The sequence below is a fragment of the Bacillus sp. EA-CB0995 genome (genome assembly GCF_055814245.1).
The window spans coordinates 3,562,735-3,587,948 of the sequence record NZ_CP169269.1 but is presented as its reverse complement, the minus strand read 5'-3'; the positions used below and the strand labels follow the sequence as shown (position 1 = coordinate 3,587,948).

The 25,214-nt window shown below is 37.5% G+C and carries 14 protein-coding genes, 4 pseudogenes and 2 other annotated features; of the genes and pseudogenes, 10 read left to right on the top strand and 8 right to left on the bottom strand.

All coding sequences use genetic code 11. The annotated features are described in order from the left end of the window. Positions 1–68 precede the first annotated feature (68 nt). The 3 genes from ACEWFJ_RS18485 (at position 69) to ACEWFJ_RS18475 (ending at position 3,677) form a co-directional block, all read left to right on the top strand. Positions 69–1,565, top strand: a complete 1,497-nt coding sequence (locus ACEWFJ_RS18485; protein ID WP_473689470.1) for an L-lactate permease — start codon at positions 69–71, stop codon at positions 1,563–1,565. 30 nt (positions 1,566–1,595) lie between these two features. Further along, the gene (locus ACEWFJ_RS18480; RefSeq protein WP_473689469.1) at positions 1,596–2,135 is read left to right on the top strand and encodes a GNAT family N-acetyltransferase; all 540 of its coding nucleotides are present in this window, start codon (positions 1,596–1,598) and stop codon (positions 2,133–2,135) included. A 207-nt stretch (positions 2,136–2,342) separates the two neighbouring features. Beyond that, entirely contained in the window at positions 2,343–3,677 is a 1,335-nt protein-coding gene (locus ACEWFJ_RS18475) for an FAD-dependent oxidoreductase (protein WP_473689468.1), read from the top strand. Between the two features lie 34 nt (positions 3,678–3,711). Here ACEWFJ_RS18475 and ACEWFJ_RS18470 read toward each other — a convergent pair whose 3' ends face one another. Together ACEWFJ_RS18470 and ACEWFJ_RS18465 are read right to left on the bottom strand one after the other, a co-directional pair. Further along, positions 3,712–4,533: a hypothetical protein gene (locus ACEWFJ_RS18470; protein ID WP_473689467.1), complete on the bottom strand. Its 822-nt coding sequence runs from the start codon at positions 4,531–4,533 to the stop codon at positions 3,712–3,714. A gap of 58 nt (positions 4,534–4,591) precedes the next feature. Then, positions 4,592–5,518 (bottom strand): DMT family transporter, encoded by a 927-nt coding sequence (locus ACEWFJ_RS18465; RefSeq protein ID WP_473689466.1) that lies wholly within the window; start codon positions 5,516–5,518, stop codon positions 4,592–4,594. A 211-nt stretch (positions 5,519–5,729) separates the two neighbouring features. Here ACEWFJ_RS18465 and ACEWFJ_RS18460 point away from each other — a divergent pair, with 211 nt between their 5' ends. Continuing rightward, a complete protein-coding gene (locus ACEWFJ_RS18460) occupies positions 5,730–6,299 on the top strand; it encodes a helix-turn-helix domain-containing protein (RefSeq protein ID WP_473689465.1) in 570 nt (189 codons plus the stop codon). Positions 6,300–6,346: 47 nt separating this feature from the next. Here ACEWFJ_RS18460 and odhB read toward each other — a convergent pair whose 3' ends face one another. Continuing rightward, positions 6,347–7,594, bottom strand: coding sequence for a 2-oxoglutarate dehydrogenase complex dihydrolipoyllysine-residue succinyltransferase (odhB, locus tag ACEWFJ_RS18455; RefSeq protein WP_473689464.1), 1,248 nt, complete (start codon positions 7,592–7,594; stop codon positions 6,347–6,349). Between the two features lie 104 nt (positions 7,595–7,698). Beyond that, positions 7,699–10,554: a 2-oxoglutarate dehydrogenase E1 component gene (locus ACEWFJ_RS18450; RefSeq protein WP_473689463.1), complete on the bottom strand. Its 2,856-nt coding sequence runs from the start codon at positions 10,552–10,554 to the stop codon at positions 7,699–7,701. Positions 10,555–11,706: 1,152 nt separating this feature from the next. Here ACEWFJ_RS18450 and ACEWFJ_RS18445 point away from each other — a divergent pair. The 3 genes and pseudogenes from ACEWFJ_RS18445 to ACEWFJ_RS18435 all read left to right on the top strand — a co-directional run bounded on the left by ACEWFJ_RS18445 (position 11,707) and on the right by ACEWFJ_RS18435 (position 15,877). Then, positions 11,707–13,208 (top strand): annotated as a pseudogene (locus ACEWFJ_RS18445) (malate:quinone oxidoreductase). 676 nt (positions 13,209–13,884) lie between these two features. Beyond that, complete coding sequence (locus ACEWFJ_RS18440; RefSeq protein ID WP_473689462.1) at positions 13,885–15,243, top strand: carotenoid oxygenase family protein; 1,359 nt, start codon at positions 13,885–13,887, stop codon at positions 15,241–15,243. Position 15,244: 1 nt separating this feature from the next. Continuing rightward, positions 15,245–15,877, top strand: a complete 633-nt coding sequence (locus ACEWFJ_RS18435) for a VC0807 family protein (protein WP_473689461.1) — start codon at positions 15,245–15,247, stop codon at positions 15,875–15,877. Positions 15,878–16,215: 338 nt separating this feature from the next. Here the strand turns inward: ACEWFJ_RS18435 and ACEWFJ_RS18430 are convergent. After that, positions 16,216–17,102 (bottom strand): annotated as a pseudogene (locus ACEWFJ_RS18430) (DMT family transporter). Positions 17,103–17,435: 333 nt separating this feature from the next. Then, positions 17,436–17,664 (top strand) — a binding site (T-box leader). A gap of 46 nt (positions 17,665–17,710) precedes the next feature. Beyond that, positions 17,711–17,938 (top strand) — a binding site (T-box leader). Between the two features lie 105 nt (positions 17,939–18,043). On the opposite strand from ACEWFJ_RS18430, the gene ACEWFJ_RS18425 reads away from it, so the two are divergent. Then, the gene (locus ACEWFJ_RS18425; RefSeq protein ID WP_473689460.1) at positions 18,044–19,369 is read left to right on the top strand and encodes an amino acid permease; all 1,326 of its coding nucleotides are present in this window, start codon (positions 18,044–18,046) and stop codon (positions 19,367–19,369) included. A 769-nt stretch (positions 19,370–20,138) separates the two neighbouring features. Next, positions 20,139–20,791, top strand: a pseudogene (locus ACEWFJ_RS18420) (YdeI/OmpD-associated family protein). Positions 20,792–20,944: 153 nt separating this feature from the next. Here the strand turns inward: ACEWFJ_RS18420 and ACEWFJ_RS18415 are convergent. Then, positions 20,945–21,382 carry a BclA C-terminal domain-containing protein gene (locus tag ACEWFJ_RS18415; RefSeq protein WP_473689459.1) on the bottom strand — a complete coding sequence of 146 codons (438 nt, stop codon included), beginning with the start codon at positions 21,380–21,382 and terminating at the stop codon, positions 20,945–20,947. A 565-nt stretch (positions 21,383–21,947) separates the two neighbouring features. Between ACEWFJ_RS18415 and ACEWFJ_RS18410 the strand changes: the two genes are divergently transcribed. Continuing rightward, positions 21,948–22,670, top strand: coding sequence for a hypothetical protein (locus tag ACEWFJ_RS18410; protein WP_473689458.1), 723 nt, complete (start codon positions 21,948–21,950; stop codon positions 22,668–22,670). Positions 22,671–23,229: 559 nt separating this feature from the next. Here ACEWFJ_RS18410 and ACEWFJ_RS18405 read toward each other — a convergent pair. Both ACEWFJ_RS18405 and ACEWFJ_RS18400 read right to left on the bottom strand, forming a co-directional pair. Next, positions 23,230–24,407: pseudogene (locus tag ACEWFJ_RS18405) on the bottom strand (NAD(P)/FAD-dependent oxidoreductase). A gap of 40 nt (positions 24,408–24,447) precedes the next feature. Then, entirely contained in the window at positions 24,448–24,891 is a 444-nt protein-coding gene (locus ACEWFJ_RS18400) for a helical membrane plugin domain-containing protein (protein WP_473689457.1), read from the bottom strand. Positions 24,892–25,214 lie beyond the last annotated feature (323 nt).

The following is a 25,214-nucleotide window of genomic DNA, read 5'->3' as shown; positions in this document are numbered from 1 at the left end:
TAATTGAAAATTCTTTCTTCTATTATATAATGGATACAATTGTATCTTCTAAGAAATGAGATGATTGTATGACGGTATTGCTGGCTCTTATTCCGATTGTAATGATTTTTATTTGTTTATTTGTATTCAAGCAAACATCTCTTAAAGCTTCGTTAATTTCATATGTTGTATGTAGCGGAATCGTTTTACTATCACCGATGTTTCGCTTGCGAATGGGGGAAGTTGTTCATGCAACGATTAAGGGTGGTTTAATTTGTTTTATCGTCGGATATGTTTTGTTTTTCGGTATTTTTTTATTTCACCTTATGAATAAAATGGGGTATATCAATCAAGTTGCTCGCTTTATGGAACATGTTACACATGACCGTTTATTGCAGATGCTCCTCATATGTTTTGGAATTTGTCCTCTTATTGAATCGGTAAGCGGCTTTGGAATTGGTTTTATGGTGGCGGCTCCTATTTTTATTTCACTTGGTTATAAACCGTTTCAAGCAGTTTTACTTTCATTTATCGGTTTATTAGCAAGCTCATGGGGAGCGATGGCAACTGGAACGATTATTGGATCAGGGCTTATTGGTATGCCTTTAGTACAACTTGGCTCTGGTACAGCACTATTAAGTATCCCGATATTTGCGTATTTTATCATGCTTTCTTTATATATAGTTGGTGGCTGGTCTGCAGTGTTACAAAAATGGAAAGAAGCAACGGGATTTTTTCTGTTATTCTCGTTATCTATTTATTTGTCTAATGCATATGTGAGCGTTGAATTAGCTGGGATTTTAAGTGCGATTGTAACGATAACATTTGGATTTATCATCATTAAAATAACGGCAAGGCAACAGAAGGAAGTGTACTCAGAACATGCTGCTACCCAGCAGCAGGAAGTTTCTATTGTAAAGATTATTAGCCCGTATTTATTTTTAACAGTTTGTATATTACTTTCTCGCTTAGTTCCATCGTTTCATAGTATGTTGCAATCATATGCTGTTATTAACCTACCATCATACTCTTACAAACTTGAATTATTGTATTCACCAGGGTTTTGGCTTGGGGTTACGTGTTTATTTACCATTATTTTCTTCCGTATTCCTTCTATTATAATAAGGCAGTCATTGCTGCAAACAGTGAAACAATGGATCCCATTTGCGATTACAACGACAATGTTTATTGCCATTTCGGAACTAATGGGTGCATCAGGTATGCATACGTTATTAGCGGAAGCAGCTGGTCATACATTTGGAATGATGTTTGTTTTCGTTGCACCATTTATCGGGGGTATTGGTGGTTTTTTAACGGGAAGCAATGCCGGGTCGAACGCGATGTTTATTAAATTACAAATGCAGACAGCGCAGAATGTGGGACTTCCGTGGCAATTTGTCACAACAGTGCAAAATACAAGTTCTTCTTTTGCTACCATTGCATGCCCATCACGAATTACGCTTGGTGCATATTTATGTAACATTCCATTTCGGGAAAATGAGTTATTGAAGAAGACGACGCTTATGATTTTTGGAGCTGTTTTGATTGTGTTAGGTGAAGTTTTGGTGTGGCATCTTATTATGTAAAGAAACACTTCTCTTGTAGGAGAAGTGTTTTTGTTTGTAGAAATATATAACGTTGTAGATTACAGAAGAAAGAGTGAGCATGGAATGAGTATAAGCTTGCGAGATATTACGAATGAGAATTGGATAGAATGTATATTCTTAACTACAAACAAAGAAGATAAACACTTCATTTGTGAAGAATTTGTTGCTTCAAATGCTTTATCATTAGCGCAGTCGAAAGTTCAAAAAGGTTGGATTACGAAGGCAATATACAATGATGAAACAATGGTCGGATTTACAATGTATGGATACTGTGAACAGCATAACTTTTTTGAAATATGCAGACTTATGATCGATCATAAATACCAAGGAAAAGGGTATGGGAAAACGGCATTATTACAGGTAATCGAAGAGATGAGAAAAGATGCTGATTGTAATGAAATTTTTCTATCTTTTGAACCGAAAAATCTAGTTGCAAAACAACTGTATGAAGATATTGGATTTGAAGATACAGGAAGAATGATTGAAGGTGAATGTTTGTATAAAGTGAAACTTCTATCAGTGGGGGCTTCATCCCCCACTGATGGTTAGCTGAACCAATCGGGCTTTTACGGGCAGTTATCCCCCACCTATCTTCTTCGCTTCTCTCAATCTTGAGATGGGGGTCTTACTGCCCGTTAATGCGGGATAAATTCCTATTAAAAAAAGGGTCACAATGTTAATGATGAATGCAAAAAATGATTGATAAATGCAGAATATGGGAAATGTAAACGATAGATGATGAGAAGGAGTGATACGGTGAAGTACGTTATTATAGGTGGAGATGCAGCAGGAATGAGCGCAGCAATGCAAATTGTCCGTAATGACCAAGAAGCAAGTGTATTAACTTTAGAAAAAGGCGACATATATTCGTATGCGCAGTGCGGCCTTCCTTATGCGATTAGCGGGGTTATTGCTTCTACTGAAAAACTAATTGCTAGGGACGTTGATACATTTCGGAACAAATACCACATTGATGCCAAAGTGTATCATGAAGTGACACGTGTAGATCCAGCAAGTAAAAAAGTGTGCGGCATACATACGCAAACATCAGAGCCATTTGAATATGAATATGATCGTTTACTAATTGCAACTGGAGTGCATCCGATTATGCCGGACTGGAGAGGGAGTAAATTACAAGGGGTTCATGTATTAAAAACGATTCCAGATGCAAAGCGAATTATGGAGACACTTCATAATCAGAAAGTTGAACATGTTACGATAATTGGCGGCGGGGCAATCGGTCTCGAAATGGCAGAAACATTTGTTGAACTCGGTAAAAAAGTGCGTATGATTGAGAGAAATCAACATATAGGTACTGTTTTCGATGAGGATATGGCAGCATATATTCATGAAGAAGCAAAAAAACATAACATTGAGATACTTACAAATGAAAATGTGAAATCGTTTCAAGGAAAAGAGCATGTTGAATCTGTGGAAACAGATAAAGGAACGTACAAAACAGATCTTGTTTTAGTATCAGTTGGAGTCAAACCAAATACTGATTTTCTAGAAGGAACAGAAATAATCAGAAACCCAAAAGGCGCTATCCAAGTTAACGCTTATATGCAAACAAATATAGAGGACATTTATGCGGCAGGAGACTGTGCTACGCAGTACCACATTATAAAAGAAAAACATGACCATATCCCGCTTGGAACAACGGCAAACAAACAAGGACGAATTGCAGGACTGAACATGGTTGATAAACGAAGAGCGTTTAAAGGGATTGTCGGGACAGCGATTATGAAATTTATGGATATAACATTAGGACGAACAGGTTTGAATGAAAAAGAAGCGAAACAATTACAAATACCATATGAAATTGTAAAAATTGATGCGACAAACATAGCGGGATATTATCCGAGTAAGAAACCACTGCACGTGAAATTATTGTATCGAACAGACACACAGCAATTGTTAGGCGGACAATTTATAGGAGAGCAGGGCGTGGATAAAAGAGTAGATGTACTTGCGATAGCACTGTTCCATAAAATGTCGATTCATGATTTAGAAGATGTAGATTTAAGTTACTCTCCTCCTTACAACAGTGTGTGGGATCCGTTGCAGCAAGCAGCAAGAAGGGCAGAATAAAGCATCTCTTTTTTCAAGAGATGCTTTATTTAGATCATCGTTTCATTCGGTAAAGGATATAACTTATCGCTACAGTAATGCATGAAAATAAAATAGCGATGCTAGAAAAAGCAAGGAAGTAAGCATTATACTTCGCTATATTTGCGATAATTGTATGACTATCAAAGTGAAGAAGGCCTCCTATAACGTTGAAGAGAAATAGGAACAAGAAGATTGTGATCAGTCCATCTAATGCACCTTGTATGTCAGGCTTACTTAAGGCAATATGCGTAGAGATGCAAATTGCCAGGATAAGAAATATCCAAAAATAAGGATTTAATAGATTACTAATAGTAAAAATACTTTTCAATAATAGGAGTGAAGATAAAACAGTATGTTTTATCATATCACTCATGACACCGTTTGGCTGAATATTTGTTTCAATACTATTCATAAATACCGAGTATGAGTGGGGGATAAGACAATACATTAAGCCAACTAGCGCGGCAATTCCTGAAAAAATAGGGGCAATACCGATAAAAAAATTACCTATTTTTTGATATATACTTTTCGGATTATATTCGTGTTGCACATATCCTAAATACCCGTTACTTGTATTCGTTGGGAACCACTGAATATCTACGATTTTATGTCGAAACAAGACGCACATAAACGCATGCCCAAATTCATGAATGGGTGTTCCAATCCATGAGGTTAAAAGGAAGCCATTTCTTCCGAAAGCTCTTGTCCAATATGTTCGGGAACGATTTTCTAAATACCCTAGTAAAAGTCCAACCAAAATAATACATCCTACTAACGAAGCTAACTGTATAAAGGTTGTGGTAAGCATAGTAAAAAAGAAGTTTCCTAATTCCATTTTGTCACCTTATCTATATGTTAGTTTATAGATAGTAGATTACGATAATTTCTTATTGTTAGTCTACTGTTATTTTTGTATGTCTCGTTTTGTTTTCTAACTTTACAGGTGTATTGTACATTAAGAATAAAAAGATACCAACTAATATAATACTAGACCCTACCAGTTGCTGAAAAGTAACTACCTCATTCAAAATAAAATAAGCTAATACACATGTCCCAACTGGTTCACCTAAAATGCTCATTGAAATCGTTGAAGTACTGAGCCATTTAATGAGCCAATTAAAAATGGTTTGACCAAGTAATGTTGAAATACATGCTAAACAGAAGAACCATAGCCAATCATGTGATGAGTGACCTGTTAGAGGGTATCCTAGGGTAAATGAATATCCAAATAGGAATAAAGAACTAGTTGCATAACCGATAAAGGTATAAGGGAATAAGGATAAACTTTTTCTTAAGTGTTGTCCGATTAAGAAATAAGCTGTTATCATGGCAGCACCGAGCAAGGCAAGAATGTCGCCGAATAAGGCTGTACCGCCGATTTTGAAATCTCCCCAGCCAATTATAAAACTACCAATAACAGCAAATATTCCGCCTCCAATTGCAAGTCCTCTTAATCTTTCTCCAAAAAGGAAGTATCCTCCAATGAAAGCGAATAAGGGTTGAAGTGTAACGAGTACAGTTGAGCTTGCTACAGAGGTAAAACGTAAAGATTCAAACCAAAGTATATAATGAATAGCAAGAAAAACTCCAGACAGGCTACCTAGCATCCATTGTTTTCTGGTTAAATGTCTAATTTCCTGCATAGCATTTTTATTAAAATAGAACATAGGTAATATAAGGATAGTAGAGAATAGCATCCGATAAAAGGCTATAACAGGTGCAGGAGCACTAGATAGTTTTACGAATATAGCTGATGTTGAAAGAGCAAAAACTCCGAAAAATAATAAAAAATAAAATAAAAGAGTGCGTGGTTGATTCAAAGTGAAGTCCTCCTATTTATTAAAAGTTTTGAAATTTAGTCATATGATAGAAAAGTGGTGTTTATTATTTTGTACAATGTTTATTATAATTAACTAATCATAGTATATATAACAGAGAGTGTAGCGTTCAATATATTAAGACGATGTTTAGTATGTTAAACGGTAATCGTATATTTGTACTAAAATAATAAAATCGATCAGGAGCTGTATGATGTCAAACTATAGTTTAGGGAATACAATTTTAGAATATAGAAAAAGTAAGGGATATAGTATACGAGAATTTTCGGAAATAACAGGCATAAGTACATCTTTAATTAGTCAATTAGAAAGAGGACTTGCAAATCCGTCATTAAATGTATTAAAAATTATTGCAAAAGCGTTAAACGTACCGCTGTTCACATTATTTGTAAATGATATTGACCATGAATCATTGATTGTTAGAAAAGAGGAACGAAAAAAGGTGTATCGTTCGAATAATGAACATATTGTCTACGATATATTAACTCCAGATTTTATGAAAGCAAATGTAGAAATATTAATGATGGATTTAAATCCAAATTCACAAACGACAGAAAGCCACTACAAGCACAATAAAGAAGAAATTGCTATTATCATGAGAGGGACAGCTTGTGTTGTACTTGAGGGAGTAGAGTATGTTTTACAAGAAGGAGATGTCATTCGAATTCCGCCTTTTATGAAGCACAAGTTTAAAAATGAGACTGAGGATATGGTGAATGTTTTGTTTGTTTTAACGGCACCTTCTTATGGAAGTAGAAATTAAGAAAACCCCCTTGCATTTGCAAGGGGGTTCTACAATCTATAAAATGATCAACCTTCTAGTAATAGTGATTTTGGATCTTCAAGCATTTCTTTAACCGCAACAAGGAAGCTAACAGCCTCTTTTCCATCTACAATGCGGTGGTCATAAGATAGAGCAAGGTACATCATTGGACGATTTTCCATGCGTTCTGCATCAATCGCAACTGGTCTTACTTGGATTTTATGCATACCGAGAATACCTACTTGTGGGCTGTTTAGGATTGGTGTTGACATAAGAGAACCGAACACGCCTCCGTTTGTAATTGTGAATGTTCCACCTTGTAGTTCTTTCAGTGTAAGTTTGTTATCACGAGCTTTTTTACCAAGATTGCTAATTTCGCTCTCAATTTCAGCAAAGTTTAATTGGTTTGCATCACGTACAACAGGAACAACTAATCCATCTGGAGCTGCTACAGCGATTCCGATATCATAGAATTTCTTAATGATAAGCTCATCACCTTGAATTTCAGCATTTAATAATGGGAATTGTTTTAGTGCTGCTACAACTGCTTTTGTGAAGAATGACATGAAGCCAAGACGAACATCATGTTTCTTTTCAAATGCATCTTTACGTTCTTTACGTAATTCCATGATAGCTGTCATATCAACTTCGTTAAATGTTGTTAACATTGCAGATGTTTGTTGAACTTCTACAAGACGTTTTGCAATTGTTTGGCGGCGGCGGGACATTTTTACGCGCTCAACTGGTTTTTCAAACTCAGTAGTTGCAGCTGGTTTTGGACTTGTTTTTTCTTGTTTTGGTTGTTCTTTTGGCGCAGCAGCATGTGCTTGTACATCATGCGGTCTTACACGGCCAAGTGGATCAGTGCTGCGTACTTCATTTAAGTCGATTCCTAATTCACGTGCCATTTTTCTAGCAGCAGGTGATGCGATAGGGCGGTCCGTATTTGGAAGGCCTTGTAAAGGCGCTTTATTTGGCGCCGCACTTGGAGCCTCAGCTTTTGGTGCTTCAGTAACTTCTTGTTTTGGCTCTGCTGGAGCAGGTGTACTTACTGCAGTTCCGTTTGCATCTAAAATTGCAATAACCGCACCAATTTCAACTGTATCTCCAGGTTCACCTAGTAGTTGTGATACAATACCTGAATCTTCTGCAATGATTTCTACATTGACTTTATCTGTTTCAAGCTCAACAACGCTTGCGCCTTTTTCAACTTTTTCACCTACGTTGATAAGCCATTGAGAAATAGTTCCTTCTGTAATAGATTCTGCAAGCTCAGGTACTTTAATTTCGATCATTTTAAATGTCCTCCCCTATTTGCCTAACAATTGATTTGATATGTTTTGTGATAATCTTCTCTAAACATGAATGGGGGAATGCCCCCATTCATGGGAATACTTTATTACTTATTGTGAACGAAGTCTTGTTCTTCTTGTAACTTGAAATTGATATTAAGTGTTTGATTAATAATTAACTCTTGCTCTTTTCTATGAACATGTGGATCGCCGCCTGATGGACTTGAACGGTCCGGACGTCCAAGATAGTTCACTTTCACATTGCCAGAAGCAAGTTCGAATAAAATTGGTGCGATATAGTGCCAAGCGCCCATATTTCTTGGTTCTTCTTGTACCCATACGATTTCTTCTAAGTTTTCATAACGCTCGGCGATTGCTTGGATTTTCTCTTTAGGGAATGGGTACAGTTGTTCAACGCGAACGATATGCACTTCATCTAACGTATGCTCTTGTTTGTTAGATTCAACATCTACTGCTAAGTCGATTGCCATTTTACCTGTAGTTAATACAAGACGTTTCACTTTACTTGTATCTGTTCCAAGGTTCGGTTGCTCTAGAACAGTTTGGAAGCTGCCTTCACTTAGCTCAGAAGCAGGTGAAGATGTAAGTGGATGACGTAACAAGCTCTTTGGCGTCATAATTACTAATGGTCTTACAAAGTCTGTTCCAAGACTTGCTGCTTGGCGGCGCAGGATATGGAAATATTGCGCTGCACTTGTTAAGTTTGCAACTGTCCAGTTATTCTCTGCAGCAAGCTGTAAGAAACGTTCTGGACGAGCGCTGGAATGCTCAGGACCTTGACCCTCATAACCGTGAGGAAGGAGTAGGACAAGTCCAGATCTTTGTCCCCATTTTGCTCTTCCTGCTGAAACAAATTGGTCGAACAATGCTTGTGCTGTGTTAGAGAAATCTCCGTATTGTGCTTCCCACATTGTAAGTGTTTCAGGAGAAAATACGTTATAGCCATATTCAAATCCTACAACAGCAGCTTCTGAAAGCGGACTATTATGAACCGCGAAGGAAGCGCGAGCTTGTGGTAGACGGTGCATTGGTGAATATGTTTCATTCGTTTCTGTATCATGTAGTACAATGTGACGCTGTGCGAATGTACCGCGCTCTGAATCCTGTCCTGTTAGACGAATTGGCGTACCGTCCTGTAAAATCGAAGCAAACGCTAACGCCTCGGCATTTGCCCATTCTAGCTTACCACCATCTTTAAATGCACTCTCACGGCGTTCAAGAATTTTTTTCAACTTTGGATATACGTTAAAACCTTCCGGCCATTGCAGAAGACTCGTGTTTAATTCTTGAAGTGTTTCTAATGGAATACCTGTCATCATTTGTGGAATTCCATTTGCAACTACTTCTGGAACTGGAATATTAGCACTTACTTCTTTTTTATCTGAAGAAACTTGAGCATATTCAGCTTTCAAATGCTCTTGCACGAATTGCGTAATTGTTTCAACTTCTTCTACATGTAGAATTCCTTTTGTTTGTAATTGCTCAGCGTATAAAGCTCTTACAGTAGGATGCTTGCTAACCTTTTTATATACTTTCGGTTGTGTAACTGCTGGATCATCCATTTCGTTATGACCAAAGCGGCGATATCCGATTAAGTCAATTAGGAAATCCTTTTTGAACAGCGTACGGTATTGGAAAGCAAGAGTAGCTGCAATAAGACAAGCTTCAGGGTCATCAGCATTTACGTGCACAATCGGAATATCAAAGCCTTTCGCAAGGTCACTAGAATATCTTGTAGAACGGGAATCAGAACTATCAGTTGTGAATCCGACTGCGTTATTGGCGATAATATGAATTGTGCCGCCTGTTTGATAACCTTTCAGTCTGCTTAAGTTCAGCGTCTCAGGTACGATACCTTGACCAGGGAAAGCAGCATCACCATGCACTAAAATTGCAAAAGATTTAGAAACATCTTGTTCAGGATAACCTGCTTGTTGTCGATTCTCTTGAGCCGCGCGTGCAAAACCTTCAACAACTGGGTCTACGAATTCTAAGTGACTTGGGTTATTAGCTAATGTAACTCGAGTAAGAGAACCATCAGAGTCAATTAATTGCTCTTTACCTAAATGATACTTAACATCTCCCGTCCAGCCGACATTGTTCTTATCCTTGCCTTGCATCGGTGCGGAATGCTTAAATTCAGTAAACATGTGACTATAAGGTTTTTCCAATGTATGAGCAAGTACGCTTAGACGTCCGCGGTGAGCCATACCGATCATAATATCTTTCACGCCGCCCTTAGCGCCTTCAGAAATAATTTCATCAAGCATAGGGACAAGCATGTCAACGCCTTCTATAGAAAAGCGTTTTTGACCAACAAATGTTTTATGCAAAAATTGCTCGAAACCTTCGACTGCTGTTAAACGTTTTAAGACTGCAATTCGTTTTTCGTTTGATAATGGATGATACAGAGAAGTTGATTCCACCATTTCTTGCAGCCATGCACGTTCTTCGCTATCGTGCACATGAGCGAACTCATAAGCTAAAGATTTTGAATAAACATCTTTTAATCTATTAACGGCATCAAATGCTGTTTGAACATCCGCAGGTGCGTTTGCCCAAACCATTTTCGCTGAAATCGCTTTCAAATCATTTTCGCCTAGTCCTTCTAAAGAAAACTGCCCATCCACTATTTCCTCCAGCGGATTAATATATGCAGATAGGTGACCGTATGAACGAATATTTTCTAAAACCTTTGCAGCTTTTAGAACTTTTTCTATATCTGTATTGTTTTGAGAAGAAAAATTAGAGACATTGCTGTTTACATTTGTAAAATCTGCATGAAAAGGAGGAGCGCCCCATCTTGCAAAAAGCTCTTCTAACTCCGGATCAACAGAACCTTCCTGAGCTACATAACGATCGTACTGTTCAATGACATAGCCAAGGTTAGGACCATGGAACTTAGCCCACGGGTTGTTTGTATTTGTATTCTTCGTCGTCATTTGACAAAACCTCCTACTCGTTAGGCTGTTTCTTTCAATATGAATGAAATAGTAACGAGTGCAATTCATTTTATATTTCTTATGTTATTACGATAATTTACATAATACAAAACGTTATTACTTATCTGTTTTGTAAAAAAACATTCACAATTACTTATCACCCAGAGGATTACTCCTATTATTAAGTAAATCAGTGCGATAAAATCGCTACATACATTGTGATAAATTGGAATTGAATTACCAACCATAAATAGTCTGAAATGTATGAATGTTCAAATAAAAACGTTTTAAATTATGTATATTAAAATAATAAACGCTTTCAAAAATATTATACAACAATATAACAAAGTATAATAGGAAAAAAGATAAAATTTAGAATTGATTGTTAATTTTTTATTCATTGAGAAATGAAAATTAGTAGAAGAGAGTGTAGGTGCTAGATGAAAAGGAGAGAAATGTTAAATTGTCTATAGAAAAAATTATATTTTTTAGATGTAATATTCTATGATAGTTTGAACAAATAGTTGTGTAAATGAATAGAGATAATAAAAGAGGAAATGTGGATTTGAAATAAAGTTCGACCGTTTAAAACAAAGTTTAACTGATTATAAAAAAGATTAATCAACATATTGGTTTGTACAATAAAGTTGTTTGAAAATATCAAATATGTTGTTCCATTAAAGGGCTAGATTGTGGAAGATCGAGCTTATAGGTAATATGGATATTTTTGAGAGAAGGTAAAGTATTATACATTTAAACTAACTAAAGTTTCCTTTTTAAACGTTTTACTCTCTATATAAGTGCGGAGAAACATACCACAAGAAATGGCGAAAATTAGAGGGTGTCGGTCACTGGTAACGGCAACCCAAAGCCTTAACCTTTGCAAGAAGCTGAGTTAAGGACTTGGTTTTTTTGTGTTCTAGGGTCTTGTGGACGGACTTTTCACTTTTTTATCAGCTATAAATGGTATATAATTATCAGATAATAGTAGATATTTTAAACTATAAATAATTATAATAGAATATGATATGGTTATAATTGAGACAAAAAAGGTGTGTTCTTAAGTGGGGTCTAGGTGTCGCCTTGCTTTTGGTGACATCTAAGCAGGAACGCCTACACTTTTTGCAAATATAGGGGATGGGGAAGGTTATAATGAGCAAAATACAGAAGAAAACAGACGTTATCTTAATTGGTGCCGGAGTCATGAGCGCGACTTTGGGATCATTACTGAAAGAGTTAGTACCTGAATGGGAAATCAAAGTGTTTGAGAAACTCGCAAACGCAGGAGAAGAAAGCTCTAACGAATGGAATAACGCGGGTACGGGTCATTCTGCATTGTGCGAGCTTAACTATACATCCGAAAAATCTGACGGATCTATAGATATTAGCAAAGCTATAAAAATTAATGAACAGTTTCAGCTTTCAAGACAGTTTTGGTCTTATCTTGTAAACAGCAATCTGATTCGTAATCCGCAGGACTTTATCATGCCAATACCTCATATGAGTTTAGTACAAGGGGAAAAAATGTAACGTTTTTGAAAAAACGTTTTGAAGCGCTTTCAAACAATCCGCTGTTTCAAGGGATGGAATTTTCCGATGACCCTGGAAAACTGAAGGAATGGATTCCGCTTATCATGGAAGGCCGTACATCGAATGAACCGATAGCGGCAACAAACATCGACTCTGGAACGGATGTCAACTTTGGTGCTTTAACACGCATGTTGTTTGACTACTTACAGAGTAAAAACGTCGAGATAAACTACAAGCATAGTGTTGAGGATATTAAACGTACTAGCGACAGCTCGTGGGAAGTGAAAGTGCATGATATCGATAGCGGTAAAATCGAATACCATACTGCAAAATTCGTCTTTATCGGCGGTGGGGGCGGAAGCCTGCCTTTACTACAAAAAACCGGTATTCCTGAGTCAAAACATATTGGAGGGTTCCCGGTAAGCGGACTATTTATGGTATGTAACAATCCGGAAGTTGTAGCGCAGCATCATGCAAAAGTATACGGTAAAGCTAAAGTTGGTGCTCCTCCAATGTCTGTTCCGCATCTTGATACAAGATATATCGACAACAAAAAAACATTGCTGTTTGGACCGTTTGCCGGCTTCTCACCAAAGTTCTTAAAAACTGGTTCAAATTTTGATTTGATAGGTTCCGTAAAACCGAATAATGTCTTCACTATGTTGGCGGCAGGCGTAAAAGAGATGTCATTGACAAAATACCTGATCCAGCAAGTTATGTTATCGAATGAAAAGCGCATGGAAGAATTACGCGAGTTTATTCCGAACGCCAAAAGTGAGGATTGGGGTATAGTGGTAGCGGGCCAACGTGTGCAAGTTATCAAAGATACTGATGCCGGCGGTAAAGGAACACTTCAATTTGGTACGGAAGTTGTTAGTGCCACTGATGGCTCGATAGCTGCATTGCTCGGCGCTTCTCCGGGTGCTTCTACTGCCGTTCACGTTATGCTGGAGGTATTAGACAAATGCTTCCCGCAACATATGAAAGAGTGGGAACCGAAAATAAAAGAAATGATTCCTTCTTATGGCGTGTCACTAGTGGAAAACCCAGAGCTTTTCCAAGAAATTCATACTTCAACAGCGCAGACGCTTGGTCTAAGCGAAAAAGAACCGGTCTGTAGTTAATTCTTTGGAGGTAGAAACAAAAGGTATTTATGGTAAGGCGTCTTCTAAAGGACAAATGGGAATGAAATAATAACAAAGGCGAGCAGAAATGCTCGCTTTTCTTGTGAGTCGGTAACGTATAATAAAGGACTGTATTTAGTGTCTACGTGTACATTGGCGCTGGTGTAAAGCCGTTCATAACGAAAAGAGCGCCGAAGATGGGCGCTCTTTTTAATTCAGAATAGATCTAGATTAGGTGAATTAAAATGATACAAATGAATATTTTTAACGTGACTGTATTTTTATCCCGCTATTTTTGGGCAGTAAGATCCCCACCTCAAGATTCAAAGAGAAACGAGGAAGAGAGGTGGGGGATAACTGCCCGTAAAAGCCCGATTGGTTCCGCTAACCATCAGTAGGGGATGAAAAAAAACCACTTCAAGATTCAAAGGAGATAAGTGGTGGGAATTTTCATTCAATGTAGTATTAACTTGTTAGAAATTTGATGGAAAACTTTCATTGATCAACCGACCGGCGGTTTGTGTAATAAAACTAAACCGATGATCGATTTTATGGCTTTTAGGGTTCTTTCTTAAGGAATACGCGTTCAGCAAATACTTCATCAAGATTTACAAAAAAAGCTCGCATGACTTTTTTATTCGCATACTACGTATGTTATTTTAAGGAGGAATGTGAATTGAATACGTTTCAAAAAGGGTTAAGTAGTTTAAATAAAGAAGTGGAAATTGGAAGCTTACCAATTCAAGGACAGATTCCTATATGGCTGTCTGGTAGTCTGTTTCGAAATGGTCCTGCCCATTTTACAGGTGGACACTGGTTCGATGGATTAGCGATGATCCATAAGTTTTCGTTTCGTCATGGAAATGTGTCATATGCAAATCGTTTCCTACGAACCGAAGCCTATCATCATGTAATGGAAGAGGGAAAACAAGTGGCTGGCTTTGGATCAGCTGGGACCGCAGGAGGCAAAAATAACACTAACGTTAATATTATGAAAATGGACCATCATTTTCTGGCTTTAACCGAATCGCCTGGGATGGTTGAATTTGATCCGCTAACTTTAAATACTATAGGTGTCTATCAATTCCAAGATAATATTCCAGCTCATATGACTACAGCTCATCCTCATCTAGATCCTCATAGTGGTCAACTCATCAATTTCACCATTCAATTTGGAAAAACAACTTTCTACCATATTTACACCATCGATCCTGTAACAGCGCGCCGTCGATTAATTGGAAGTATTGAAACAGATCGACCAGGTTATATGCACAGTTTTGCGATTACAAATCATTATATTATTTTGTTAGAATTTCCTTTGATAATTCAGCCTATGTTGTTAATGAAGGGTAAGAATTTCACAGACAGCTTAACTTGGAAGCCAGACCAGGGTTTACGTTTTCTCGTTGTCAGTAAAGCAGATGGAAAGTTGCATCGCATAGTGGAAAGTCAAGCGGGTTTTGGTTTTCACGTAATCAATGCGTTTGAGCAAGGTAAGGATGTTATTATTGATGCGTGTATTTCAAAAGAAGCTTCAGCTGTTACGAATCTTTCCATTGATCAGCTTACAGGCGATTCTCAAATCGGATCCCATCCTCAATTTAAGCGTTATATTTTAGAGGAAGGTCGTTCTGCTGCAGTGGAAGAGATTTTATCATCAGAAAGTATTGAACTGCCATCGATTCACTACCAAAGGTACAATGGAAAAAATTATCGATACGCTTATGGTGTAAGTACAAGTCTTCTTCACCCAGAGAATATGGATAATCAGTTGATTAAAATTGATACCCATACAGGGGAGAATAAGATTTGGTCTCAAGAAGATTGTTATCCTGGTGAACCAGTATTTGTGGCTACACCTAACGGTACTAAAGAGGATGAGGGGCTTTTACTATCAGTGGTTCTTAGCGGAATTCAAGGACGTTCATTTTTATTGGTTTTAGATGCTCAAACTATGGATGAAATCGGAAGAGCAGAGGTTCCTCATCATATTCCATTTGGATTTCATGGGGTCTATACAGAGGAGGGGATGTAACATGGAACGAAAACAAATTGTACGTGGAATTATCCTTTCTTTACTTATTAATGCGGCATTGCCCATTTTAGTTTACGAGCTGTTATTAGGCCATGTGTCGAACATTACAGCGCTCATAATTGCCACAATGATTCCTTTAGTAGAAACTATAATCTATTTTCTGAAGTATAGAAAATGGGATGCATTTGCAGTGTTTATGTTAGTCGGATTTATTCTTGGAATTCTCGCTGCTCTCATTGGCGGAGACGAAAGACTTATTTTGGTTCGAGAATCCTTTGTTACAGGAGTTATGGGATTAATTTTTCTTGGCTCTCTTATCACTCGAAGACCCCTAATCTATTATTTCGCCTTACGATTTACTGTCGGAAAAACGCAAAAAGAACAGGCGGCTTTTGCTGATAAGTGGAACAATGCTTACTTTCGTAAAGTATTGCGAATCATGACAGCAGGGTGGGGGATTGTTTTATTAGGCGAAGCATTGCTGAAAGTTGTGCTGGTTTATAGTCTTTCAGTTTCTACGTTTTTAGCAATTTCTAATTTGGTCACGTATGGATTCATAGGACTTGCAATCATTTGGACCGCCCTGTATCGCAAAAAATCACGCCAAAAAATAGATCCAACCAAAAGAGTGTAGAATGATAGATACGGTGTATCTTTCTACGAACATGATAAGCATCTTATGGAGTTGATTTGTGAACAATAAGAGACAAAACGATTAATAGCTGCAGTTGAAGAAAAGAAATCATGGTGGAAGCGATTATTTAGCCGTTCATAACGAAAGGAGCGCCCGAATCGAAGGGGGGCGCTCTTTTTCATTCACATAATCAGTGTTACTAGAAGTAAATCTAGATTAGGAGAATTAAAATGATACAAATGAATATTCTCAACGTGGCTTGTATTTTTATCCCGCTATTTTTGGGCAGTAAGACCCCCACTGATGGAAGTTTTACTTTATCTACTATGGTGTAATATCTATTCCATATTTTTCCTATAATTTAGTTTTAATAAATCTTTAAAATCTAGTTCAGCAATTAATACACTTAATAATATGAGTGTTGCACCTAAGTAACCTTTCAATGTAAGGGTTTCACCTGTGAAAAAGAAAGCAAAACCCGCAGAAAAAACAGGTTCTAATGAAAAAATAAGGCCTGTATGTGTAGGACTGGTATATTGCTGTGCAATAACTTGAACAATGAAAGCTATTGCTGTACAAAATATGCTTAAGGCTAAGATTGAAGACCATGATTCAACAGTGTCAGGAAGTTTTGGGGTTTCCATAAACATTGAGAAAATGATACTAAATAGACCAACAAAACCTAGTTGTAATATCCCAAGGGCAATTGAATTAACATGCTTAGTCATTGTTCCAGTAACGATAACATGAACTGCATAAAATAAAGCACATAAGATACATAATATATCACCAGAAGCTATCTTAAATTCGCTATTTAACGTTAATAATCCTATTCCTACTATGGTTAAAACAATTCCCAATACAACTTTTTTTCAGGTCTTTGCTTTAAAAATATAGATGATAGCACTGGAATAAAGATGACTGTGAGACTCATTAAGAAACCGGCATTAGAAACAGTTGTATACTTTGTGCCAAAAGTCGCAAAAACATAAACTACAAACAAAATAGAAGCTAATATAAACGCATATTTTACAGTTTTAAAATCAATTTTGATTAAGTGTTTGTAAAATACTATACCTGACAAAAGAAAAGCAATAATAAAACGTAATGCGATTAAATTATATTCTTCTATGTAATTGAGGCCAACCTTTGTAAGTAAGATGGATGCACCCCAAAAAAATGTAACCATTAGTAGCATTAAATCGGCTTTTAATTGTATTTTCATCTCTATCTCCTCGTTATTTATAATTTGTAAATTCCATAATCTCTCTCCTGTTATTTATTTTAATGTTAATTCTAAATATTTGAAATAAAAAAATAAAAATCTCTCATGTAAAGTTAACATAACCTATTATTATCGGGAGTTATTGCTTCACAGATTCATTGATGAGTCACATATGTGGCCCTATTCGGGTTTTCTTTTAACACTATGAGTATAGATTCCTAAAACATACCTAAATAAATATTGCTTAAAACCATTGACAGAATATTAATGCAACCTCTATAATACAAAACATACTTATTGAAGAACGTAATTACGTCATATAAATTGAAATATAATTGAGCAATGAAGGGAATATAAGTAGTGCTTATCTCACTGTTTTAGAGAGCTGATGGAAGGTGAAAATCAGTACAAAGATAAGGATGAATTTCGATCCTGGAGCATTTTTTTCGAAGTAAAGGATGACCTTTATGAAGGGAAAAACGGTCAAAAATGATCGTTAACAAAGTCGAGAGGCAGACTAAGTCTGCAACTAGGGTGGTACCGCGATATATTCGTCCCTACTGATACAATCAGTAGGGACTTTTTTATTATATGGAAAACATAATATAGGAAATGCAATGAAAGGAATACAGTAATGCTTATTTCCCTGTTTCAGAGAGCTGATGGAAGGTGCGAATCAGTACATAAATAAGCGTGAATTTCAATCCTGGAGCATCTTTTTCGAAATAAGGGGAGACCTTTATAGAGGGAAGGACGGTCAAAAGATCGTTAACAAAATCAAGAGGCAGACTTAAGTTTGCAATTAGGGTGGTACCGCGGTGTAAATCGTCCCTGTCATTTAGGACAGGGACGATTTTTTTTATTGAAAGAAAAACTGCACTTGATTCTATGGAATCTTTTGTTGAATAAATAAATTTTTATTAAAATGAGGAGGAAAATTTATGGAATTACAAAAAAGGTTATTGCCACGGCATATCCGTTTGATGGCACTCGGAGGAGCAATCGGCACAGGTATATTTAAAGGGACTTCTGAAACAGTATCGATAGCGGGGCCGGCAGTTATTTTTTCTTATCTGTTTGCCGGATTATTGCTTCTTGTTGTAATGAGTGCAATTGCAGAGATGGCCATCGCTTATCCTGGGGTGAATATGAAAGGGTTTATTCATAAAGCATTTGGAACAAACGTGTCTTTTGTGATTGGATGGCTGTACTGTTTCATGTGGTTAGTTGTATGTGTTATTGAAGTGATAGCTGCGGGAAGCTTTCTGCAATATTGGTTTCCTTCTATGTCTTTATGGTCTTTAAGCCTTATTAGCGCTATTTTCATTGTCGTTATTAATTTTATGAATGTGAAGAATTACGGAGAATTTGAATTTTGGTTTGCCGGAATTAAAATTACGATGATTGTTCTATTTCTTGTTTTAGGTGCAGGTATTTTATTCGGAATTATCCCGAGCGATGGAACTGACTATATGCAAAACTATGTACAGCACCAGGGATTCTTCCCGCACGGCTGGTCAGGAGTATTTTCCGCATTGTTAGTCGTAATTTTTTCTTACGGTGGTTCCGAACTTATCGGATTGACTTTAACAGAAACGAAGGATGCAGAGAAGGTATTGCCTAAAGTGATTAAAGGAGTAATTTGGAGAATCGTACTATTCTATACACTCCCAATCCTTGTCATTTGCGGATTAATTCCATGGAATGAAATCGGCAACCAAGCAAGCCCGTTTGTGCAAGTGTTATCTGCAGTCGGATTTAAAGGAGCGGCTCATATTATGAACTTCGTCCTTATTACAGCTGTTTTATCCGCTGCAAACTCTGGTATTTATGGCTGTACACGTATGCTGCATTCCTTAGCGGCAGAAGGGGAAGCACCGAAATTATTTTCATATGTTTCTAAGAACGGTGTTCCATTATATAGTGTTATCTTAAGCTCTATTGTTCTTATTGGCGGCACATTTGTTGCGTACTTTTCACCTGACCGTGTTTTTGGGTATTTGATGGCAATTCCGGGATTTACGGTATCAGTGGTGTGGATCAGCATATGTTTAGCACAACTTAAGCTTCGCAAAACATATACAAAGTTGCCGCATTTTAAAGTATGGGGATTTCCATATGTGACCTCATTTACTGCTATAGCGTTAACTATTAGCTGCGTGGCATTTGCATTCAGTGATCAGAACCGAGCAAGTATTTTTCTTTGTTTAGGCATTTTAATAATCTTAATTCTATGTTCTGTTTTTGTAGACAGAAAGAAAAAATAGATTAATACTACATTTTTAAGATAAACGGAAAGGCAGACTGTTAATTGTACGGTCTGCCTTTTTATCCCGCATTAACGGGCAGTAAGATCCCCACCTCAAGATTCTCAGAGAAAAGCGAAGAAGATAGGTGGGGGATAACTGCCCGTAAAAGCCCGATTGGTTCAACTAACCATCAGTGGGGGATAAAGAAAACTCCCACTGATGGAAGTTTCACTTTATTATCGCTTTGCGGCGTTTCGATAAAAAATGATTAGAAGTGTAGTTGAAATAGTACTTAATAATATGCTTATTCCAAGTAATATACTCAATAGAGGTGAGTGTACAGTAGGTATTAGTAATAGTATTAGGAAAATTAATCCAATATTTATGGAAAGTAAAACCGTTTTTTTGTTATTCAATACAAATCCCTCCTTTTAATAAATTTTAGCAAATAATTCGAAATTTTACACTACCATTAAGTATTGTTGATTTTTCCTTTAGAATTGTAATTTTTTTCTTTTTATATTTGATACATTTTAAGGGAAGTTTCATTATTATCGTTTTCAATTTGGTTCATTCAAATATCAACAGTATTTGTTACATAACCTTTATTTAAAAAAGTATTTACGAGCGTTTATAAATTAGTAATCATCTTTACAGACATTTTTGTTTGAATAAGGTACACTTTATTTGGACTTAAACTATCAGTTACTGAACGACCAGGTGTAATGATTGAATAGAAAATAAATGAAACTTAAATTGTAATAAAATAAAAACGAGGGAGCCTGTTATGACAATTATCGATAAATTAAAATTAAATAAATTCACAAATATGGCTGTAATCAATCAACCAAGCGACTATGATGTCTTTACTGAACAAATGACTACTCTTTCGAAAGACCATGATGCTATTTTCATTTTTGTCGAAACAATTGATGAGATGGTTACACATACACAATTTATTATTAACAATGAACAGCTTTTACTTGAGAAAGGCTATGTGTTTTTCGCATACCCGAAAAAAGGGAATACTCGTTATAAAACCTTTATTCATAGAGATGAAATGTTTCCAGCAATGAATGTTGGAGAGGATGGATATGTAGGGAATAGTGATATCAAGTTCGCGCGTATGGTAAGCATGGATGAAGTTTTCACTGTTGTTGGTTTAAAACGTGAAAAAAGAAAGCAAAGAAAACATCGAGTGCCAGCCAGTGCGTTGCGGATTATGAGGATAATGTGAAGGATGTTGAAGCGTTATTAGCGGATCATCCAAATGAACTTAAATTTTATCAAAGCTTAACACCAGGATATCAAAAAGACTGGGCGCGTTACATATTCTCGGCGAAGCAACAACAAACACGCGATAAGCGCCATCAACAAATGGTTGATATCCTTTCACAAGGATACAAAACACTCGATTTGTTCCGTCGGAAGAAGAAGTAAAGAAGATGATGATGACTGTAGCTGAATAACCGTGGTGGTAACGGTTATTCAGCTATTCATAAACAAAAGGAGCGCCAAAATGGACGCTCTTTTTGCTTTATCCCGCTATTTTAGCGTGAACCATGATCCCGATAGCTGCACAAATAAATTTTACTAGCTAAGCTTCTCAATAGTTAATGATGCAGCATTAACTTTGTGTCCGTTTAGAATTGGTAGTAACACATCTGTAGTTGATCCTATATTTCTAAGTTGTAGTGTTGAACGTTTAGGAATATGGATAATAGCTTGTCCGGTGAGCATGAGACTCGCTCCATCTACTAGTCTTTGTATACCATAATTAGTAAGTTGCCCAGGTACTAAAGAATTATTTAAAATTAAACCATATACTGAACTAGAAGCAGGACCATCAATTAATAATATAAATTCGATTTTATAGTCTCCTGATTCAGGAATTATTAGCGTGTCACTAGGCGGGTTAAACACGATATGATTTAATGGACCGTTTCTATTAAATTTTATGTTTGCACCTGATTTAACTTCTATAGGTTTGGAACCCACAAGTGTAACATAACCATATGCTGGCTTCGACATTATTACGCACCTCCTCATTTACTATTCTTATTATTGTATGTGATCAAGTTAAAAATGAGTGTATGCTCGTCCAACAAAAATTAGTTATGTATATCCTAAGATAAAACAATACACCTCCTATTTCGTTAGTGAAAAGAAGACAAGAAACGTATAACTACTAGCATAAGCCGGCGCCATCTGCACAGTAGGGCGGGTATGGAGTTGAACCAATCGTGCTCTTACTGCTTGCGAATAGCGGGCTAAAGAAGCGTCAATGTGAAGGAACCGGACGAAATACGGCATCATGAAAGGGTGACACGAACAGTATATTTTCTGGTACAAAAACTTCAGAGCGATTGCAAGTAATCTCTAAATCTTTGACATACTGATATTGTTATTCTGAAAATTTGTATATAGGTTACTTAGAATTGCATAAAATACAGCACATAAGATACATAATATAGCATCATAACTTATCTTTAACGGTAGTTAGTCTGCCTAATTTTAAAGGGGAATAAGCTCCTTTGTTTTTTAAAAGCATAGCATGTAAAAGACTATGAAATATTTATAAAAAGTAGGTGAAAACATGCTATTAGGCTCTCAACGTATTATAGGTTTCCCAGGCATAGGCGGCTTACTAGGCAGCTTACTAGGCATGGGTAAGGGCGGTTTCCTAGGCATGGGTAAGAGCGGTTTCCCAGGCATGGGCGGTTTTCCAGGCATGGGTATGGGTGGTTCTCCAGGCATGGGTATGGGTGGTTTCCCAGGCATGGGTATGGGTGGTTCTCCAGGCATGGGTATGGGCGGTTTTTCAGGCATGGGTATGGGTGGTTTCCCAGGCATGGGCATGGGTGGTTCTCCAGGCATGGGCATGGGTGGTTCTCCAGGCATGGGTATGGGTGGTTTCCCAGGCATGGGCATGGGCGGTTCCCCAGGCATGGGTATGGGTGGTTTCCCAGGTATGGGCATGGGTGGTTCTCCAGGCATGGGTATGGGTGGTTTCCCAGGCATGGGCATGGGCGGTTCCCCAGGCATGGGCATGGGCGGTTCCCCAGGCATGGGTATGGGTGGTTCCCCAGGCATGGGCATGGGTGGTTTTCCAGGCATGGGCATGGGTGGTTTTCCAGGCATGGGCATGGGCATGGGCGGTTTCCCAGGCATGGGTATGGGTGGTTCTCCAGGCATGGGCATGGGTGGTTCTCCAGGCATGGGTATGGGTGGTTCCCCAGGCATGGGTACGGGTGGTTCCCCAGGTATGGGTATGGGCGGTTTTCCAGGTATGAGTATGGGTGGTTCCCCAAGTATGTAATACATTATATCTGGATAGGCTACACTTAGTTGGAAAGAAAAGTTAAGGTGAAGTAGACTAAGTCTAATATGAATTAGGAGAATCAAGTTTAAATTGAAGCCAGAATGAACAAAGCCCCAATCCCTTCATAATAAAAGGATCGAGGCTTTTTATTTTGTATAATCCCGACTGGGTCCGAAACAATTAGCTTCTTTTTTGATGGGTTAATATGTTATCCGAATGAAAAGGAGAGGTACGGTATTAAAATATTCAATTTGTATATGTATGATTACGTTGGATTTACAAAACAAGCTGGTTATAAAAAATGGCTGGGGTTCAAAACGTCGTTGACTGTTTTTCTGGATAGGACGAAAAACATTAATGGATGTATGAACACTTTGAGTATGCCCAAAAGGCTTCGGGTGAGGAAGCCTTTTGGTTTAGGGTTGTGTGTGAAATAATAACATCTCACATCCTCAGGATACCTAAAAATATTGTAAATTATACAGAATTCCTTTTACATCTAAATCTGTTTTCATTTAAATAAACAGGATGTTTTACACTTTGATACCCGTTTGGTTTAATGAGCCAAGCTAAACAACGCATGAATATGTGATAAGTAACGAGTGTTGCTTGCATGCTTCATTAGGGATGCTGGCATTCCTTTGAGCTGAGTGGAGCTTGCTCCAATTGTGGCAACAGCATCTTTACGGCCTAGGCTTGCAAGCGTTCCTGAGTTGATTGGGTTAAACTCTTCGAATGATTTGTTTTCTAGGTATGCAAATAAATTGTAGCCGATTAATTCTCCCATTTGCCAAGCGATCTGCGCAGTAGGCGGGTATGGACGATCATCTGGACCAAAAACAACGGCACAGTCACCAGCAACAAACACATCTGGATGAGACGTAGATTGAAGGTAATTATTAACGGTTGCACGCCCGCGATTCACTTCAAGGCCGCATTCACCTACTAGAGGGTTGCCTTGTACGCCGCCTGTCCAAACGAAAGTATTCGCTACAATCTTCTGACCATCTTTTAAATCAATGACATTTTCTGCAACGTTTGTTACAGGAAGACCTAATAGAAATTGAACGCCGCGCGCCTCTAGACTTGCCTGCGCGCGTTCAATAAGCGAATCCGGTAGAACAGGAAGAATTTTTGGACCCGCTTCGACAAGCAAAAGCTTCACTTCTTTAGGGTTTACTCCATAGCCTTTAGCAAGGTTAGGGAGCTTATCAGCAATTTCACCGACCAGTTCAACGCCGGTTAATCCGCCGCCGCCGATGAAAATGGTAGCATCAGCTTCATTTTTTGTCTTTGCATATTCATGAATACGCTTTTCAATATGTTGATGGATGTTGTTAGCATCCTCCACCGATTTTAACACTAAGCTATTCTCTTCAAGTCCTGGAATACCAAAATAAGCAGTTTTACTTCCTAAACCGACAACGAGAGCATCATATGTTAAAGTGGAACCATCCGAAAGTTTTACTTCTTTTTGTCTACTGAAAAAGAATCAACCTTCTCAATCTTAAGATTGATGTCCTTTCCTTTGAAAAGCTTCTCCAGTGGTATAGATACGGCTGGCTCAGCAACGCTGCCTGCCGCAAGACGGTGCAGCTCCGTGATGATTTGGTGTGTTGGATACTGGTTTACTACAGTAACCTGAGCATCATCCTTGCTTAAGTATTCGCGCACGTTTAATGCCGCTAGAAGTCCGCCATAACCAGCGCCTAAGATGACAATATGTTTTACCATCATTTATCCTCCATCCTTATTGATTTTGAATATAAAAGATTTATTCGTGTCTATTGTGTTCTCTGCTAATTTGGAGATAGGCATTTATAAAACGGAAAAGCTTCTGCACTTGCGGGTCTTTCATCATCCTTAAAAGAGTAAAAAGACCGATTACCTCATTGCTTTCCTCAGCACGATCTTTCGCTTCTATAGCAGTGGCTGCAATGTTTCTCACGCAGTCTGTTACAGGGTCCATAATTTCTTGAATCGCTCCAACGGTATCGCTCTTTAATACCTCATCGGTAGCGACTGCTTGGACAAAGTCATAAGACTTAGTCAATATACTTACAAGCTCAGTCAATTTTGGCAACTGCTCCACTAAGGCAGTTAGAGATTGCTGAACCTCTGGTTTTAATAGCTGATTCAGTACATCAAGTTGTTCTAGGTTAGCAGATGAATTCGATAACTCTTCTCCTGCCTTTGTTTGAGCCATTGTTTCTGACATATCCGATTCTCCTTTACGAAAACAATATTGCATAAATTTAGTGGTTAAAGAAAAAGACCTATCTTCCGTAAGATTCCCCAAACTCTTAAGAGCTTGAGATGATTTTTGTATTTTGAAAAATTTACAAGCATATAAATAAATCTTTTGTATAAATTTATCATTGCCATTGAATGCTTAATTATGTCCTATCTTTAGAACCAGTGTGAAATTTTAGGGGGATATAAAAATGATCTAAAAAGAAATAGGCAGTGTTTTTACGTAATTAAAGCACTGTTTTTTCTTTTAGTTATGAAAGCATGATTCATGTAGAACATATACGAATT

Bases quoted from the DNA above. Each gene is read 5' to 3' on its own strand.
- ACEWFJ_RS18485 (WP_473689470.1), top strand. From the start codon at position 69: ATGACGGTATTGCTGGCTCTTATTCCGATTGTAATGATTTTTATTTGT.
- ACEWFJ_RS18435 (WP_473689461.1), top strand. From the start codon at position 15,245: ATGGAACGAAAACAAATTGTACGTGGAATTATCCTTTCTTTACTTATT.
- ACEWFJ_RS18470 (WP_473689467.1), bottom strand. From the start codon at position 4,533: ATGGAATTAGGAAACTTCTTTTTTACTATGCTTACCACAACCTTTATA.
- ACEWFJ_RS18425 (WP_473689460.1), top strand. From the start codon at position 18,044: ATGGAATTACAAAAAAGGTTATTGCCACGGCATATCCGTTTGATGGCA.
- ACEWFJ_RS18460 (WP_473689465.1), top strand. From the start codon at position 5,730: ATGTCAAACTATAGTTTAGGGAATACAATTTTAGAATATAGAAAAAGT.
- ACEWFJ_RS18415 (WP_473689459.1), bottom strand. From the start codon at position 21,382: ATGTCGAAGCCAGCATATGGTTATGTTACACTTGTGGGTTCCAAACCT.
- odhB (WP_473689464.1), bottom strand. From the start codon at position 7,594: ATGATCGAAATTAAAGTACCTGAGCTTGCAGAATCTATTACAGAAGGA.
- ACEWFJ_RS18410 (WP_473689458.1), top strand. From the start codon at position 21,948: ATGCTATTAGGCTCTCAACGTATTATAGGTTTCCCAGGCATAGGCGGC.
- ACEWFJ_RS18450 (WP_473689463.1), bottom strand. From the start codon at position 10,554: ATGACGACGAAGAATACAAATACAAACAACCCGTGGGCTAAGTTCCAT.
- ACEWFJ_RS18400 (WP_473689457.1), bottom strand. From the start codon at position 24,891: ATGTCAGAAACAATGGCTCAAACAAAGGCAGGAGAAGAGTTATCGAAT.